Raw genomic sequence first — 15,645 nt, forward strand, 5'->3', positions numbered from 1 at the left:
CGATGAAACTACGCGTCAAACCACTCGACAGGGAGACTCCGGGCAACGGGATCGCAACGATCGACCGCGAGTCGATGGCGACACTCGGGGTCAACAACGGCGATTTTGTCACGATCAGCCACGGGAATCGGACGGCTGTTCTCCGGGCGCGACTCAGCCAAAACCGGGATCGACAGCGCGGGATCATCGGCATCGACGGCCAAACACGGAAAACCCTCGGCACCCGCATCGACCAACTCGTCGAGGTCTCCTCGGCCGATGTGGAGCCAGCCGCCCGACTGGCGGTTGTCATCCCCGAGGGACTCCGCATCCAAGGTGATATCGCCGCCTACATCCACGACAAACTCGCCAACCGGGCGGTCAGCCCGGGCAAAACGGTGTCGGTGACGATGGGGTTTCGCTCGCTGAACGGGAGTTCGAACCGCCGGATCCCGGTGAAGATCGTCGGCAGCGAGCCCGGCGGCACCGTCGTCGTCACCGACTCAACCACGATCGATATCGTTGAGGAGCCGACCGACCGAGACAGCGAGGAGACGGAGCCAGCCGACGCCGACCCGCCGGGGATCACCTACGAGGACGTTGGCGGCCTCGCTGCCGAACTCGATGCGGTACGGGAGATGATCGAGTTGCCGATGCGCCACCCCGAGCTGTTTCAGGCCCTTGGGATCGAGCCGCCACAGGGCGTCTTGCTGCATGGCCCACCCGGCACCGGCAAGACCCTCATCGCGAAGGCCGTCGCCAACGAGATCGACGCGGATTTCCAGACCATCTCCGGGCCGGAGATCATGTCGAAATACTACGGCGAAAGCGAGGAGCGACTGCGGGAGGTCTTTGAGACCGCCGAAAGCGAGGAGCCCGCGATCGTCTTCATCGACGAGATCGACTCGATCGCGCCGAAACGTGGCGACACTGAGGGCAGCGTCGAACACCGCGTGGTCGCCCAACTGCTCTCGCTGATGGACGGGCTGGGCGATCACGGCCAGATCACCGTCATCGGCACCACAAACCGCATCGACGCCGTCGACCCCGCCCTACGGCGTGGCGGCCGCTTCGACCGGGAGATCGAGGTCGGCGCGCCGGATGCCAGCGGGCGCGGGGAGATCCTCCGGATTCACACCCGCGAGATGCCGCTAGCCGACGATATCGATCTCGACAGCTACGCCAGCAACACCCATGGCTTCGTCGGCGCGGATCTCGAAAGCGTCGTGCGGGAAGCCGGAATGAACGCCCTCCGGCGTGTGCGGCCGACGCTCGATCTTGAGGCGGAGACGATCGACGCCGAGACGCTCGAACAGTTGGCCGTGACCGCGGCGGACTTCCGGCGAGCCCTCCGGGAGGTTGAGCCATCAGCACTCCGAGAGGTCTTTGTCGAAGCCCCGGATGTGACCTGGGACGATGTCGGCGGCCTCACGGAAACGAAAACCAGGCTCCAGGAGGCGATCCAGTGGCCACTCGCCTACCCAGCGGCCTACCAGCAGGTCGACCTCCAGTCGCCGACCGGCATTCTCCTGCATGGGCCACCCGGCACCGGCAAGACACTGCTGGCGAAGGCCGTTGCCAACGAAGCCGACTCCAATTTCATCTCGGTGAAAGGGCCGGAACTGTTCGACAAGTATGTTGGCGAATCCGAGAAAGGCGTCCGGGAGATCTTTGCGAAGGCACGGGAGAACGCCCCGACAGTCGTCTTTTTCGATGAGATCGACGCCATCGCAGCCCAACGCGGCAGCGGGAGCGACTCCCAGGTCAGCGAGCGCGTCGTCAGTCAACTGCTGACCGAACTCGATGGGCTCGAAGCCCTCGAAGAGGTGGTCGTGATCGCCGCGACAAATCGACCGGAACTCCTCGATGACGCCCTCACCCGGGCTGGCCGAATCGAAGAACAGATCGCGGTCGAGGAACCCGACGAAGCGGCCAGACGCGAGATTCTGTCGATCCACACGCGCGACCGTCCGGTCGCCGGCGATGTCGACCTCGACGCGTTGGCAGCAGCGACCGAGGGCTTCGTCGGCGCGGAGGTGGCAGCGCTCTGTCGAACCGCGGCGACCGAGGCCGTGCGGGCCCACGTCCATGCCCGCAATGAGGGGCGACCGGCAGTCGTCGAGGAGATGCGGCTCACACGACCAGGATTTGAAGCCGCACTCAACGAGGTCAGCGACGAAGAACGAACGATCAACTGGCCCGCCCGCGACGACGACGCGACCGCTGTGACCGAGGCCGACAGCGAGGCCACAGCCGGCAACACCGCCGACGAAGCGACCGACAGCGCGGCTGGTGGCGACACAGACGACACCGCGGTCGCTGACGACGTACCCACCGACGGAGCTGACGAAACACGCGAGGCTGATCCCGCTGATGCGGCGGTTCCACCGGAATCGGGTGTCGAAAGCGGCGGAAGCACGGTCGACGCTGACGAGAGCCGTGAGGAGTCAGCTACGGACGCAGAGACACCGGCTGCTGTCAACGCCGAGACGACAGAGAGCGAAGCCGAACAGAAAACGGACAGCGACAGCGGCGACACAAACGAAGACGAATCGACCTGACGCCGCCGATCAGGCGAGATCCGGGCCGCGTGTCAACTCGCGGTGTTTCTCCTCAAGGAACGAGTAGACCGCGCCGTGAGGTGAGCCATCGAGAATCATCCCGACCGCCCGCCGAACCGCCTCAACCTCCTCAGATTCGCCGATAATCCCAACCGTCGAACCGTAGATGACGACATCGGCACCCGATAGCTCTTCCATAAGCTCCCGTGTACGGCCATCCTCGCCGATGATTCGGCCTTTCTGGCGGCGAAGGTCGTTGTCGTTGCGTGTCTGCTCGGAGAGATCGATCAGCTCGAAGCGTCGCATATCGCCATCCAGCAGCGACAACGCGGTTTCGGGCTTGAAGCCCCGGCCGATCGCCTTGACGATATCCGGGGCGACAAGCGCGGTCACCGGATCGCCAACGGATTCGATGGCGACCGAGCCGGACTCGGAGTCGATATCCAGCCGCACCTCCGCCCGGGATTCGATCTCCCGCATCATCTCGCCACCCTCGCCGATGAGGACGCCGATCCGATCCTGCGGGACTTTGACGTGTTGCATACGGTTGCTACCCCGCGGATCTGTTTAAGCGTGTTCCTCGGCCCACGCGAGGCCACACATAGGGCTCACCACCGGACTCGATCGTCGTCACCGGCGATGTACTCAAAGAGGTCGTCGCCCGAGGTCTCCAGCCCTTGCCGGCTGAAGAAGGCGGCGACGTTTTCACAATCCCGGCGAAGCAGGTCGCCGGCGTTTGGGTGATGGATGGTGACGGCTTGCCCGAGATCAATGATCACGAGTTCGCCGTCGTGGATGATCATGTTGTACTCCGAGAGATCACCGTGAATCAGCCCCGCCGTGTGGAGTCGGCGCATGTACTCGCGGACGACCTCGTAAGCTGTTTCGGGGTTTTCAACGTTGACCTCAGCGAGCCGACGGGCGCGATCCTCGACCAGCCCCACCAGTTCCATCACGAGGACGTTGCGCTCGACGGCGATCGGATTGGGGACACGGACGCCGGCCTCCCGAGCGCGGCGGAGATTGGCGAACTCCTTGCGCACCCACGCGAGGACGACCTGTTTCTTGTTGTTGCCGATCCCCTCGAAACGGGGGTCGCCCTCCAGATACGTCCGCATCTGCTGGAACGGCGAGGCGTTGATCCGAAAGATCTTGACCGCGACTTCGGTGTCGTCGGCGCCGAGGGCCTCGTAGACGTTGGCCTCCTTGCCGGTCGAGATCGGTCCGCCGAAGGCATCGATGTGGCCGTCGGCGATGAGTTTGTACAGCGCACCGAAGGTCGCATCGTCGAAAACCGACTGTTCGACCTTGAACTGCTCGGCGTCTTTGATCTGCTCCTCGAACTGCTCGAACTCCCGGTCGCGCTCGCGGGCGATCCGGTCGGCCTCGGTGTCGGTGACATCGATCTCTTCCCACTCGTCGCCGATGGCGGCCTCGGGATCGGTATCGAGCAGTCCGTACTCGTCGGTCATTGCCGATGGTTACATGCGGCAGCGGGAAAAGAGTCGCCGGTCGGCCGCCGTTACTGAATGTGGCCTTCGTTGCGGAGCTGATCGGCCTCGCTTTGCTCGTAGCGGTGGACGATGTCGGCTTTCTCGTCTTGCCAGTCCCATGGATCGACGATGACGAGGTCATCTTCGCGGATCCAGACGCGTTTCTGCATCCGGCCCGGGATGCGGGCCGTGCGCTCGACACCGTCGGCACAGCGAACGGTCACGCGGTTGGCACCGAGCATGTCGGTTACCTCGGCGAAGACCTCCCCGTCGTCGGGCATACGGAGGTCACGTCGCCCCTCGTTGTCGCTCATACGCGAGCGTTGGGATGCACGTGTGTAAAAATCGTGGGATTACAGCCGAGGGCTACGCACACCCGCCAGCCGTCGATTCGACGGTTTCGGGGGCGTCGTCATCGACCACCCCTTTTGTCAGCGTATAACAGATATCGCCGGTGACCGCTGGATCGGAGCCATCCGGTACTGTGAACGATGTCTCCGGGCTGTCGTAGTCGCTGTCGTTGTAGACCCAGACCGTCGTCGCGTCGGCGATGCGATCGTTGTACCGGTTCCGCACGTCGACTGGGAACGGCCAATCATCGTCAGCGGTGGCGTTTCGGAGGTAGGTCGGCGACGGCTCGGTAGCGTTCGTCCCGATATCGATCTTGTGAACCGTCAGCTCGTAGGTTTCTGAGCTGTCGAGGGTGATGGTGGCAACGTCGCCAGCGACGGCGACAGAATCGACAGTCGACTGTCCATCGAGGATTGTTTCGCGCCACGTCTCGCCGGATAGGTTGGTCGGAAGCCGCAGGCGGATCGGATCGCTGCTGGCTTCGATGTCGATCGTCGTCGAGTCGGTGACGCGGTCGGGAACGACGGATTCGGTAGCGACGCCCGACGCCGTCAACTCACCGTCAACAACGGTCAGCGTGATCGCCGTCTCGTCAACGACCGGTTGGCGATTTGCTGCGATCTCGATTCGGCTGTTCGAGTCGTACCGGGCAGCGAGTACGCCGTGTTCAAGCCGGTAGCGCGGCGCGGCGTCGAGTTCCCGGTAGGCTGGCTCGTAGGTGATCGCCCGTGTCGGGTAGCTCCGTGTCGTCCCGTTCCAGTAGGTGTCAAACGCTTTGTCGTCGCCGACGGCTTCGGCGTTATCGATGCTGAGCGTCGCCGGGTCAGTCGTACGGAGCGTGCCGGCTCGGGGTGGCGGATAGACGAACAGCAGCCGGTCGTCGTACTCGGCCCCGAGATCGAGCGTCGTCGGCTGCGGGCGGCCGGTCACGCTGGTCTCGAAAACTGCTGTCTCAAGGCCGACCAGCTGATCGGCCACTCGCTGGCTGTGATCGAGTTCCACGCGGCTGATATCCGCCGGAACGAGCTGTGCTTGGGCGGTCGTCAGCGCGATCAGGAGGAAGCCGAACAGGAGGATCGCGCCGATCTGCAGGGACTGGCCGCGACTGTCGGAGAAACGCATTGCGCTGCGTGGTCTCGGTATCCGACAAAAAGTATCGGCTGTGAGGGAGCGTCGCGTCGATGGAGATTAGGCGTTCAATTGCTCGCGGCCGGGTTCGATGAGCGCGTTGAGTTCCGCGGCCAGCGCAGATTTCGCGTCCATCGGGTGGAGCTCGCCGGATTCGAGGTCGGCTTCCAGCGTCTCGTAGCCGTCGTATTCGAGGTCGCCGCCGTACTCCTCGGGCCGTTCGACGACGACCGTATTGACCCGCGGGAAGACGTGGTACTGGAACAACTGGAGGACAGGGTTCTCACGCTCGTTGCCGTCGCCGTCAGGATCGGGATCGGCCGTGGGCGGACAGTAGGCGTCGTTGATTTTTGCCTCAATGTCGTCCTCGCTGTCCTCCATCGAGATCGTCACGCCGGAACTGGAGGCCATCTTGCCGACGCCGCTTGAGAGATCGGCGATGATCGGCGTGTGCAGGGCGGGCCGCACATCGTAGTCGAGTTCCGGCAGCGTTTCGCGGGCCAGCATGTGAACCTTCCGCTGGTCAAGGCCGCCGACCGCGAGATCGACATCGAGGTATTCGATATCGAGCGCCTGCATGAGCGGGTAGACCATCTGTGAGACCTTCGCGTGGTCGCCGCGGGCGATCTCGGCCATCGCGCGTTTGGCCCGCGAGAGCGTCGTTTCGAGCTCAGCAGCGTGGAGGTCGAGGGTGTACTCCTCGTCGAGTTGGAACTCCGAGCCGAGGACGAACTCGGTTTGGCTCTCGTCGAGGCCGTAGGCGATGAACTGCTCTTGCATCCGGTCGGCGGTCTCCCGGATTTCCGCGAAGGTGCCCTTGTCGTTGAGGTAGGCGTGCACGTCAGCCAAGAGAACGGTCACATCGAAGCCGGCCTCTTGGAGGTCGATCAGTTTGGTGGCCGTCAGCATGTGGCCGATGTGGAGAACGCCGGAGGGTTCGTAGCCGACATACGCGCGCTTGCCCTCGGGGTCGTCGGCCAACTCCTCTAGTTCCTCCTCGGTGACCACCTCGGCGGCGTTCCGGGTGATCAACTCGTAGGCGTCCATGCACGCCCGTCGGGTCAGCGGTGTAAAATGACTTCTGAATACGGCCGGAAACTGACCGAGTTACGTGCCGCCGCTTTTCGTATCCGCTCGGTGTTCGGTGATGAGCTCATCGACCATGCTCGCTTTCTGTTCGCGTTCGCGCGCTTCGGCACGCTCCTCCCAGTCGTCGATGACGGCCTCGATCTCGTCGTCGTCAACGACAGCCAACTCGTCGATCTCCTGAATCGAGACGGCTTCAGCGGGGCCGACGGGAATGCCGGCCTTGAACAACACTTCGTCGGCCGCATCCGAGAGCCCGCCGCCGCGGATGACAACCCGCGGTTCGATCTCGGCGACGCGTTCGGCCGTGCTCCGGCCGGCTCCCGAGGCGTCGCGGAAGTAGATGATGTCGCCACGCGTGAGGCCGACTTCGTCTTCGGCGTCGTCGAGGGCGCGATTGGTAAACTGTTCGACGATTTTTACCGACACAAGATTTCGATCGCCGGTGACAGCGGCATCCGAGTGATCCAGCTTCCAGAGCTCCTTGAGACGGTCGAGTTTGGCTTCGAGGTCGGCGGCGCGTTCCTGTGCCTCGTCGCGTTCGCGCTCCAGCCGGTCGGTTTCGCGTTTGAGCCGCGAAACTGCGCGTCGCTCGCGGGCCTCACGTCGCTCCTCGCGTTTGGCCTCGGAGAGTTCCTCCTCGTATTCTTCGATCGTCTCCTCCCGATCGGCGAGTTCGGCCTGTAGCTCCTCGTTGTGGGACTGCAACCGATCGACCTGTGCTTCGAGGTCTTTGATGCGCTGTTCTTCGGTTGTGAGTTCCCGCGGTTCATGCGTCGACTCCTCATCGTCGCCATCGTCTTCGTCCGAAAGCTCCGCCAGCGCGGCCTCGACTGATGATTCGTTGGCGACGACGTGGGCGATGACCTCCTCGCGGTCGAACTGCGGTGGCGTCTTGTCGCTTATACGGTCGAACTGATCCTCGCGGTCATCGTAGGCGTAGAGGGCGGCCGCCATGGCGTCGCGTTCGTGATCGTTGTCGTACTCGTGATCACGGGTGCGGTGGAGCTTCTCGTCGACTGGCAGATCGCTCTCTGGTGTCCACGCGGTCGCCTCGAAACTCCGGCGGAACGCTTCGACCGTCTGGGGGATCGGCGTCACGTCGGCGGCGACGATCAGCGGCCGACCCTGTTCGATCAGCCACTCTGTCACCTCGGCGGTGTCGGCCGTCCGGCTGGAAAACCGCGCCAACACGCGACCGTCCAGCGAGACGACCGCCGCCGCTGTCGTCGTGCCGGGATCAATGCCGACAATCACGCGGTCGCGCCGCTTGACGAGCGGTTCATAGCTGATTCCGTCGCGCTGCTCGCGCTCGATCTCGATGCGGGTGTCGCCGGCGCGATGCGTGGAGACGGGGAGTTCGTCCGGCGTCGCTTCGACGGTGAAGATCGCATTCGAGTAGCCGCCGTACTTCTCGGTCACGTCCTGCTCGTAGTCGAGATTCGCGCTGTCGAGTTTGGATTCGACCTCGCGGGCGACCTTCTTGACGTTGCCGTGGATCCGCCGCGTGTAGCGATCCTGACTCCAGCCGCCGCTACCGGTCGAGCGGCCGCGGGCGACCTTGACTGTCGTGGTGTCCGTGAACGCCGAGACCTCACAGCCGACGTTGGCGGTCGCTAGCCGCGCGGCGGCCTCGGCTTCGGCCATCGGTTTCTTGTCGTAGGGGACGCCGTGTCTGGAGGCGACCCGCGAGAGGGGTTCGGGGCGTTCGTCACCGGTCACCTGCACAAGCTTCGTCGCCGACGGCAACGACCGCAGAAAGCCGACGAGTTCGTTTTTGTCGGCGGCGAGTTCGTAGGCGTTGTCGGTGGCGACGAGGGCCGGCTCCTCGTCGTCGATGAGTCGGCAGAGCTTCCGGAAGGAAACGACATCGCGCTCGATCTCGTCGTCATCGAGGACGACCAACGCATACGCTGGCGCGTCGCCCCGGATATCGCCGCTTTGGATGTCGACGCCGAACACCGGCGCGTCGATGGCGTTTGTCCGGACGGTCACAAAGAGAGGTAGGGAATCAACCGCTAAATAGGCCACGCCGAGTGGGAGCGTCGCCAACGAGAGTACTGTTATTCAGCCGACACCGACGGCGACGCCTGTCGGCAGTTCGTTGTGGTGACAACGCGAGCGAGTTCGGGAACGATGCCGGGGTCAGCCGTGTCGACACGCGCATGGATCGACAGCGACGCTGGCAGTGTCGTCACCGCGGCTGCGGCGACGATGACAGCCAGTGTGGGGTGGCGGGTGCGGAGGGCTGCCCGAAAATCAACCAGCGAGAGGCCGTCGGTGTCGGCGTCGATGAGCACACAGTCAGCGGGAGCCACAACACGGGCCGGCTGGCTGTCGTCAGGCACCACCGTCGCTGTCAGGGTGAGATCCGGACAGGGATCGACGGCGTCGGCCACGGCCTCGCGGTAGGATGTGTCGTCTGAGACCAACAGCAGGCTGATCGCTGGGGTGATACCCATATCTGAGCGTGGACAGCGAGCGACAAAACCGCTGCTAGGAGGGCTCCTGTGAGAACAACCCTCGTAGGCACATCCGCGGCGTCCAGCCGGGAATGTTACTGCAGCTCCGACTCGTCATCGGGGTACGGAACCGCAACCTGCTGGCCGTCACTGGCGATGAAGACCTCGCCGTCGAAGGCGTCGGCAGCACTGGCTTTGATCGGCGACGGATCAGCCCCATACCGCGAGGAGATATGCGTCAGCGCGAGCCGTTTTGCGCCGGCCGCCGCGGCGAGTTCGCCGGCCTCCCGGCCGGTCGCGTGTTTGGTCTCGCGAGCGCGGGCGGCGTGATCGTCAGCGAACGTGGCATCGTGTACCAAGAGATCAGCGTCGGCGGCGACCGATTCGACGGCTGCCGTCGGGCGGGTGTCGCCGGTGTAGACAACCCGGCGGCCGGGACGTGGGTCGCCGACAACATCGTCGGGTTCGATTACCCGACCGTCATCGAGTTCGACCGACTCGCCGTTGTGGAGTTTGCCGTACATCGGACCCGGGGGGATGCCTAACTCATCTTCGGCTTTTTCGCGGTCGAATCGGCCCGGCCGGTCGGCCTCAATGAGCGCGTAGCCGACGGAGGTGACGCGGTGGTCAGTTTCGACGGCGCGAACAGTGTACTCGTCGGTCTCGTGGGCAACGTCGCCCGCGGTGACCTCGTCGATGTCGATCGAAAACGACGGGGTGTAGCCGCCGACACCGAGAAGCTCATCGATATCGCTGTAGGTACCGCGAGGACAGTGGATCGTCAGCGGCTCGCTGCGGCCGTTGAAGTCCCAGCTTTGGACGAGGCCAGGGATGCCAAGCACGTGGTCGCCGTGAAGATGCGTGACAAAGATATCTGAGACGGTAAAGCCGGTGCCGTGGCGCATCATCTGCCGCTGGGTGCCCTCCCCGCAGTCGAACAGCAGGCGGTCGCCCTCGCGGTTGACCATGATCGCACTGGGGGCTCGCTGGGTCGTCGGCACGGCCCCGCTGGTTCCGAGAAACGTCACGCGTAACGACATGGGCGGGGCTCAACCACCGAGCGATAAACCCCCTTCGGAACGCCAGCCGAGAGCAAGCGGGGCGGAGCGACGATCAGCTACCTGCTGAGGCGGTGTCACCGCCACCCGGGAGGGAAATCGTCCGATTACTGGCGAACAACGCAAACAGCGCGAACAGCGCGTACAGTTCGGGCTCGTTCGTCCACAGGCCGATCACCCCAAGGATACCAAGGCCACCAAGCCGGTTTGCTGGTACCTCCATACGGTGATATCTGCAGTATTGATAGAAATGAGTGACGCTTCTCACACCCGACAGATCACCGATCCACGCGACCACCGGCTGGGCGAGGACAAGCGACCCCGACCCAATAACCGACCGATTCTTACGCCACCGGCCCCCAGCGTCGCCAATGGACGCACCGCTGTGGATCGACACCTACGCCCCCGAACTGGCCGACCTCCCACAGCCGGAGGTGCGCGATCGCCTGCAACGAACCGTCGGCGAACCGATGAACCTCCTGCTGCAGGGGCCGCCGGGCGTCGGCAAGACAGCCGCCGCCCGCGCGCTGGCCCGGGCAGTCCACGAGGATCCCGACGCCGATCTGATCGAGCTCAACGTGGCTGACTTCTTCGGTCGCAGCAAAAAGGAGATCAAAAACGATCCCCGATTCGAGGGGTTTCTCGCCGGCAAAAGTCGGATGGCGAAAGCCGATATGATCAACCACGTGCTCACCGAGTCGGCGAGCCATGCCCCTGTCTCGGGGGCGTTCAAAACGATCCTGCTTGATAACGCTGAGGCGATCCGGGAGGACTTCCAGCAGGCCCTGCGGCGGGTGATGGAACAACACCACCGGACGACACAGTTTGTCTTCACGACCCGCCAGCCGACAAAGCTGATCGCGCCGATCCACTCGCGGTGTTTTCCGGTGCCGATGCGAACGCCGACGACCGACGAGATCATCGCCCGGCTAGAAACCATCTGCGACGCCGAGGACATCGCGTACGACACCGACGGGCTCGAATTCGTCGCCAGCGCGGCCGACGGCAACCTCCGGGAGGCGATCCTGACCGCCCAGACGACCGCCGAGCAGGAGGGCGAGCTGACGATGCAAACCGCCTACGAAACGCTGGGGGATATCGGCGACGACGAGGCGATTGCCGCCGCCCTGACCGCCGCCCGAGCCGGCGAGTTCAGCGATGCCCGTGGGACGCTGGATGACCTGCTGTCGGATGGCGGCTACGACGGCAAGACGCTCCTGACCGAGTTGCTGCGGGTCGCCCGCTCACAGTCGGCCCTCGACAGCGACGAGATTGCCCGCCTCCACAAACTCGCCGGCGCGGCCGACCACGAACTGAGCGAGGGCCTCGACGACAAGCTCCATCTCATGCATCTCTTGACTGCATGGGCTGATGGCCGAACTGAGCTTCGGGCGATGGCCTAACCATGCTCCCGATGCTCCCTACCACTGCTGTCGCACCCGGCGCGTGGCGATACGCCGCGGCCTGTTTTGTCGCTGCTGTCATCGCCGTCATCGTGTTTCCGCCGCTTGCGGGCGTCGCGCTCGCGCTCGGCATCGCCGTCCTGTGGTTCCACCGCGATCCCGGTCGGAACCCACCGGAATCAGGGATCGTCGCCCCCGCCGACGGCCGGGTCTCGGTGCTGCGCGAGGAGGGCGACGAGCTCCGCGTTGGGATCTTTATGAACGTCACCGATGTCCACGTAAACCGCGCGCCAGCCAGCGGCACGGTGCAATCCGTCGACCACCGCCCCGGCGCGTACAAGCCGGCGTTTTCGAAGGACTCCGATCGCAACGAGCGCGTCGTCATCGACTGTGGCGACTACCAGATCGCGCTGATCGCCGGCTGGTTCGCCCGCCGGATTCACCCCTACGTTGCCGGCGGCGACGACCTCGTTCGCGGGCAACGAATCGGCCATGTCTCCTTCGGGAGTCGGGCTGACGTGGTGTTGCCGCCGCGATACGACCGCGAGGATGTGCTCGTCGCCGTCGACGAGACAGTCACCGCCGGGAAAACGCGTCTCGTTGCGACCGAGGCCGCAGAGTCGACAAGGAGATAGCCGACAGCAACTGATGGCGACAGCCGGCAGTATCGACGGGCTGGGACGGAATTTTATACCGTGGCTGGGTAACGAATCCTAAGCCGTGGACGACGCAATACTGGGCACCGGGGCGATCGGCGCGGTCAGCGTGCCACCCAGCAAACCCCCGATCGAGATCGTTGCCGACGGGCGAGAGAGCGTCGTCCGAGAGTTTGTCAGCGATGATGAGACCGACCCTAAAGTGTTGTCAACCTACGAGAACCGGCGGCTGGCCGAACGGGCCGTCCGCAAACAGCTGTCGACGAGTCGCTACCCCTGTGCGTTGGTCTGGGAGACCGACCACAGCGTCGGCGGCCTCCTGTGGAACGACCAGTTCAAACGCCTCCGGGTGTCGTACAGTCAGTTGCAGCGGGCCTGGACTGTCGCCCCGGTGACCGACGAGTTCATGTTTTGCTCGCTGCAGGAGCATCGACACGCCTGCCGGTTCGCCAGATCGATCCAGCGAATATATGAGTTCAAGCATCTCGAAATACGGACAAAAGCCGGTGCGGTGGATCGGCTCATCGACCACCGCTTTCTCCGGCAGTCGATTACGGACTCAGGTGTGCAGTTTACGCGATAGCAGGGCGACTACCACGGCTCGTTTTTCGCACCGATGAGGTAGGCGATGATGTTGGTGCCAACGTGTAACACCGGAGTCACGACGACGATGACCGCGAGCACGCCAAGGGTGAACGTCGCCTGTGCCCACCCAGGCGCGAGGACGAAGGCAAAGAGGATGGCACCCACCACAAAATCGAGTTGATCAAGCCCGGGAAACGCCGCCCCACGGGCACGGCCGCTCCGGCGTTTAACAAAGGAGGCTGCGATATCACCGGCCATCGCGCCGGCTGCAAGGCCGAGCGCCCCCGCCGGCGGAAACGTTGGCAGCGAGAATCCGATGGCGGAGCCCAGCGGCGCGGCAGCGACATTGAGCCCGGCGGCAAGGGTGATCCCGACGAGCGTGCCGACTGCGGTTCCGCGCCACGTCTTACCGTCGCCAAGCAGTCGCCGATCGCCCCAGGTTCGACCGCCATCGATCGGGCGGCCGCCGCCGGCAAGTACCGCCGCGTTGTTTGGCACATAGGCCGGCAGCATCGCCCAAAACGCTGTCACAACGAGCCCGACTACCATATCCGAGGGAGGCGGCGGCGCGCCTAAAGAGACACTGGTTCGGCGACAGGGGGTGATCCACATGACCTAAGCGTCCACACACCAACCATAGGACATGTCCTCGTGGAAACGTGATGTCGCCAGCGGACTGGTGGTGCTGCTGCCGCTGGGCATTCTCCTGTTTGTGCTCAACTATCTCTACGAACGAGTTATCGCCCTCCCGCTGATCAGCAGCCTCGATTTTATCGGCCTCGGCGTCCCTGAGAGCCTCGTCCCGCTGGCCCGGATCGTCGTTGCCCTCCTCCTCATTATCACGTTGATCCTCGCGGTGGGCTATCTGATGCGAACGACCGCCGGCCGGCTCTTTGAGTCGGCGTTAGACGGCGCGATCAACCGGATGCCTGGGCTCCGAGTCGTCTACAACGCAACGAAACTTGCCGTCGAAACCGCACTCTCCGGCACCGACGACCTGCAAGAGCCCGTCCGGCTTGAAACCTGGCCCGGCATCCGGATGACCGCGTTCAAGACCGGCAAAAAGACACAGGACGGTCGGATCGTGCTCTTTCTGCCGACCGCGCCGAACATTACGACCGGATACGTCATCGAGGTCGAGGAAGATCGCATCGAAGAGACAGGCGAACGCGTCGAGGAAGCACTGACACGCGTGCTGAGCGCGGGGTTTGCCGAGTCAGCCCACCAGATCCCCGTCGAGGAAGCCGAAAATCCGGCGCGAACTGATGACGACACCACCACGACCGTCAGAACTGAGTCGTCGGACGCCGGTGGTGACGGCGCGGCAACTGACGACTAACGTGGCTGCTTACTTGGAATCGGTCAACGGCGATGTCGACGCATGCGCCGAGAGATGATGTCGACGCGCAACGACGCTGCCGGCGACCGCGGCGGTGAGCAGTCCGGCGGGCAACGCGACAATAAGTATCGCGGTTGCGAGGCCGATCGGCTGCGTCATCGCAACGACGAACGCGAGCCCGCTACCGACGCCGAAGCCGCCGACAGCAGCCACCGTGACCGAGAGGTTGCGGCGCGTGCGATCGCTCGCCCGGCCGGTTTGCCGTCGCTCCGCCCAGGCGGTGAGCCCAAAGAAGACCAGCGGGACGGCAGCGATACCGGCGACACCACCGGCCGGAACCCCCAGCATGAGCGATGGCCAGACGTAGGGGGCGAGCCCCTCCGTGACCGCAACCGTTAGGACACCGAAGACAACGATGCCGACAGCGACGCTGGCGAGGGCTCTTGGAAGTCGATTCACACCCAAGAAAGGCTCGCTGAGCGCATAACGATGCCGGCGTATCGATCGCCTACGTGGGTGTATTAACAGGCTCAGATGAGAGAACCGACCGTCGCTAATGGAGGAGATCGGTCGTCGTTAGACGTACGTAAACCAGTCGTCGTGGGCGTCAGTTTTCCGTTCGACGAGATCGAAGAACGCTGACTGGATCTCCTCGGTGACGGGGCCGCGGTCGCCATCGCCGATCTCAACGTTGTCGACCTTGCGGATCGGGGTGACCTCGGCGGCCGAGCCGGTAAAGAAGAGTTCGTCGGCCGTGTTGAGCTCGCCGCGGCTGATCGTCGCCTGATCGTGGACGGTGTAGCCAAGTTCCCGGGCCAGCGTGATCACCGTATCACGGGTGATGCCATCGAGGATGCTCTGGGAGAGGCCGGGCGTGTAGAGCTCGCCGTCACGGACGAGAAACAGGTTCTCGCCGGGGCCTTCAGCAACCTGGCCCTCCTTGTTGAGGACGATCGCTTCCTGGTAGCCGTTGCGGCGGGCCTCCTCGCCGGCCAGTAGGCTGTTGACGTAAAGCCCGGTTGTCTTGGCGTTCGTTGGGATCTGACTGGAGGCGTGTTTCCGCCACGAGGAGACCATGACCTCAATACCGTGTTCGAGGGCATCCTCGCCAAGATAGGCCCCCCACGGCCAGGTGGCGATGGCGACATCCGTCGGGCAGTCGTCGGGGCTGATCCCGAGACTGCCGTAGCCGAAGTAGGCGATCGGCCGGATGTACGCACTGTCGTGATCCTGCCGGCGGAGGAGTTCGAGGGTTGCCTCGGTGAGTTCCTCGCGGTCGTAGGGGATCTCCAACTCGTAGGGATCCCCCGAGGCGAAGAACCGATCGAGGTGTTCCTCCCACCGGAAGATGGCCGTCCCGTTTTCGGTATCGTAGGCACGGGCCCCCTCGAAGATCCCCGTCCCATAGTGGAGGCCGTGGGTGAGGACGTGGATCGTCGCATCGTCCCAGTCGACGAACTCGCCGTTCTGCCAGATCGTCTCGATATCGCCCGCCTCGCGCATCTCGTCGAAGGATGCCATTGCTACTCTGAACCTTCGGCTAC

Annotated in this window: 17 protein-coding genes; 5 read left to right on the forward strand and 12 right to left on the reverse strand. The window is 64.1% G+C overall.

Annotated features, from left to right (window positions below; genetic code table 11):
* The first annotated feature begins 2 nt into the window (after positions 1–2).
* Positions 3–2,540 (forward strand): CDC48 family AAA ATPase, encoded by a 2,538-nt coding sequence (locus tag DM826_RS06595; protein ID WP_205738807.1) that lies wholly within the window; start codon positions 3–5, stop codon positions 2,538–2,540.
* Positions 2,541–2,549: 9 nt separating this feature from the next.
* On the opposite strand, the gene DM826_RS06600 is transcribed toward DM826_RS06595, so the two are convergent.
* The 9 genes from DM826_RS06600 to DM826_RS13020 form a co-directional block, all read right to left on the reverse strand.
* Positions 2,550–3,083: a KH domain-containing protein gene (locus DM826_RS06600; RefSeq protein ID WP_120102608.1), complete on the reverse strand. Its 534-nt coding sequence runs from the start codon at positions 3,081–3,083 to the stop codon at positions 2,550–2,552.
* Positions 3,084–3,148: 65 nt separating this feature from the next.
* The gene (gene rio1, locus DM826_RS06605) at positions 3,149–4,012 is read right to left on the reverse strand and encodes a serine/threonine-protein kinase Rio1 (protein ID WP_120102609.1); all 864 of its coding nucleotides are present in this window, start codon (positions 4,010–4,012) and stop codon (positions 3,149–3,151) included.
* Positions 4,013–4,062: 50 nt separating this feature from the next.
* Positions 4,063–4,347 (reverse strand): translation initiation factor eIF-1A, encoded by a 285-nt coding sequence (gene eif1A / locus DM826_RS06610; protein WP_120102610.1) that lies wholly within the window; start codon positions 4,345–4,347, stop codon positions 4,063–4,065.
* 52 nt (positions 4,348–4,399) lie between these two features.
* Positions 4,400–5,506: a hypothetical protein gene (locus tag DM826_RS06615; RefSeq protein WP_120102611.1), complete on the reverse strand. Its 1,107-nt coding sequence runs from the start codon at positions 5,504–5,506 to the stop codon at positions 4,400–4,402.
* 66 nt (positions 5,507–5,572) lie between these two features.
* Positions 5,573–6,559 (reverse strand): tyrosine--tRNA ligase, encoded by a 987-nt coding sequence (locus tag DM826_RS06620; RefSeq protein ID WP_120102612.1) that lies wholly within the window; start codon positions 6,557–6,559, stop codon positions 5,573–5,575.
* 60 nt (positions 6,560–6,619) lie between these two features.
* Positions 6,620–8,593 (reverse strand): DUF460 domain-containing protein, encoded by a 1,974-nt coding sequence (locus DM826_RS06625; protein ID WP_120102613.1) that lies wholly within the window; start codon positions 8,591–8,593, stop codon positions 6,620–6,622.
* Between the two features lie 68 nt (positions 8,594–8,661).
* The gene (locus DM826_RS06630; RefSeq protein ID WP_120102614.1) at positions 8,662–9,060 is read right to left on the reverse strand and encodes a hypothetical protein; all 399 of its coding nucleotides are present in this window, start codon (positions 9,058–9,060) and stop codon (positions 8,662–8,664) included.
* Between the two features lie 95 nt (positions 9,061–9,155).
* Positions 9,156–10,100 carry a ribonuclease Z gene (gene rnz, locus DM826_RS06635; RefSeq protein ID WP_120102615.1) on the reverse strand — a complete coding sequence of 315 codons (945 nt, stop codon included), beginning with the start codon at positions 10,098–10,100 and terminating at the stop codon, positions 9,156–9,158.
* Positions 10,101–10,173: 73 nt separating this feature from the next.
* Positions 10,174–10,341 carry a hypothetical protein gene (locus tag DM826_RS13020; RefSeq protein WP_165853264.1) on the reverse strand — a complete coding sequence of 56 codons (168 nt, stop codon included), beginning with the start codon at positions 10,339–10,341 and terminating at the stop codon, positions 10,174–10,176.
* 148 nt (positions 10,342–10,489) lie between these two features.
* Between DM826_RS13020 and DM826_RS06640 the strand changes: the two genes are divergently transcribed.
* From DM826_RS06640 to DM826_RS06650, 3 genes are all read left to right on the forward strand, one after another.
* On the forward strand, positions 10,490–11,521 hold the full coding sequence (locus DM826_RS06640; protein WP_120102616.1) for an AAA family ATPase: 1,032 nt from the start codon (positions 10,490–10,492) through the stop codon (positions 11,519–11,521).
* Between the two features lie 2 nt (positions 11,522–11,523).
* The gene (locus DM826_RS06645; RefSeq protein ID WP_120102617.1) at positions 11,524–12,156 is read left to right on the forward strand and encodes a protein sorting system archaetidylserine decarboxylase; all 633 of its coding nucleotides are present in this window, start codon (positions 11,524–11,526) and stop codon (positions 12,154–12,156) included.
* Positions 12,157–12,241: 85 nt separating this feature from the next.
* Positions 12,242–12,760: a hypothetical protein gene (locus tag DM826_RS06650; protein WP_120102618.1), complete on the forward strand. Its 519-nt coding sequence runs from the start codon at positions 12,242–12,244 to the stop codon at positions 12,758–12,760.
* 8 nt (positions 12,761–12,768) lie between these two features.
* Here DM826_RS06650 and DM826_RS06655 read toward each other — a convergent pair whose 3' ends face one another.
* Positions 12,769–13,311, reverse strand: a complete 543-nt coding sequence (locus DM826_RS06655) for a CDP-2,3-bis-(O-geranylgeranyl)-sn-glycerol synthase (RefSeq protein ID WP_120102619.1) — start codon at positions 13,309–13,311, stop codon at positions 12,769–12,771.
* A 94-nt stretch (positions 13,312–13,405) separates the two neighbouring features.
* On the opposite strand from DM826_RS06655, the gene DM826_RS06660 reads away from it, so the two are divergent.
* Positions 13,406–14,101, forward strand: a complete 696-nt coding sequence (locus DM826_RS06660; RefSeq protein WP_120102620.1) for a DUF502 domain-containing protein — start codon at positions 13,406–13,408, stop codon at positions 14,099–14,101.
* 9 nt (positions 14,102–14,110) lie between these two features.
* Here DM826_RS06660 and DM826_RS06665 read toward each other — a convergent pair whose 3' ends face one another.
* Positions 14,111–14,560 (reverse strand): hypothetical protein, encoded by a 450-nt coding sequence (locus DM826_RS06665; RefSeq protein ID WP_120102621.1) that lies wholly within the window; start codon positions 14,558–14,560, stop codon positions 14,111–14,113.
* A 117-nt stretch (positions 14,561–14,677) separates the two neighbouring features.
* Positions 14,678–15,622: a branched-chain amino acid transaminase gene (locus DM826_RS06670; protein ID WP_120102622.1), complete on the reverse strand. Its 945-nt coding sequence runs from the start codon at positions 15,620–15,622 to the stop codon at positions 14,678–14,680.
* Between the last annotated feature and the right edge of the window lie 23 nt (positions 15,623–15,645).

It is taken from the genome of Halonotius aquaticus, assembly GCF_003605575.1.
Lineage (GTDB): Archaea > Halobacteriota > Halobacteria > Halobacteriales > Haloferacaceae > Halonotius > Halonotius aquaticus.

Bases quoted from the DNA above. Each gene is read 5' to 3' on its own strand.
- DM826_RS06595 (WP_205738807.1), top strand. From the start codon at position 3: ATGAAACTACGCGTCAAACCACTCGACAGGGAGACTCCGGGCAACGGG.
- DM826_RS06600 (WP_120102608.1), bottom strand. From the start codon at position 3,083: ATGCAACACGTCAAAGTCCCGCAGGATCGGATCGGCGTCCTCATCGGC.
- rio1 (WP_120102609.1), bottom strand. From the start codon at position 4,012: ATGACCGACGAGTACGGACTGCTCGATACCGATCCCGAGGCCGCCATC.
- eif1A (WP_120102610.1), bottom strand. From the start codon at position 4,347: ATGAGCGACAACGAGGGGCGACGTGACCTCCGTATGCCCGACGACGGG.
- DM826_RS06615 (WP_120102611.1), bottom strand. From the start codon at position 5,506: ATGCGTTTCTCCGACAGTCGCGGCCAGTCCCTGCAGATCGGCGCGATC.
- DM826_RS06620 (WP_120102612.1), bottom strand. From the start codon at position 6,559: ATGGACGCCTACGAGTTGATCACCCGGAACGCCGCCGAGGTGGTCACC.
- DM826_RS06630 (WP_120102614.1), bottom strand. From the start codon at position 9,060: ATGGGTATCACCCCAGCGATCAGCCTGCTGTTGGTCTCAGACGACACA.
- rnz (WP_120102615.1), bottom strand. From the start codon at position 10,100: ATGTCGTTACGCGTGACGTTTCTCGGAACCAGCGGGGCCGTGCCGACG.
- DM826_RS13020 (WP_165853264.1), bottom strand. From the start codon at position 10,341: ATGGAGGTACCAGCAAACCGGCTTGGTGGCCTTGGTATCCTTGGGGTG.
- DM826_RS06640 (WP_120102616.1), top strand. From the start codon at position 10,490: ATGGACGCACCGCTGTGGATCGACACCTACGCCCCCGAACTGGCCGAC.
- DM826_RS06645 (WP_120102617.1), top strand. From the start codon at position 11,524: ATGCTCCCGATGCTCCCTACCACTGCTGTCGCACCCGGCGCGTGGCGA.
- DM826_RS06655 (WP_120102619.1), bottom strand. From the start codon at position 13,311: ATGGTAGTCGGGCTCGTTGTGACAGCGTTTTGGGCGATGCTGCCGGCC.
- DM826_RS06660 (WP_120102620.1), top strand. From the start codon at position 13,406: ATGTCCTCGTGGAAACGTGATGTCGCCAGCGGACTGGTGGTGCTGCTG.
- DM826_RS06670 (WP_120102622.1), bottom strand. From the start codon at position 15,622: ATGGCATCCTTCGACGAGATGCGCGAGGCGGGCGATATCGAGACGATC.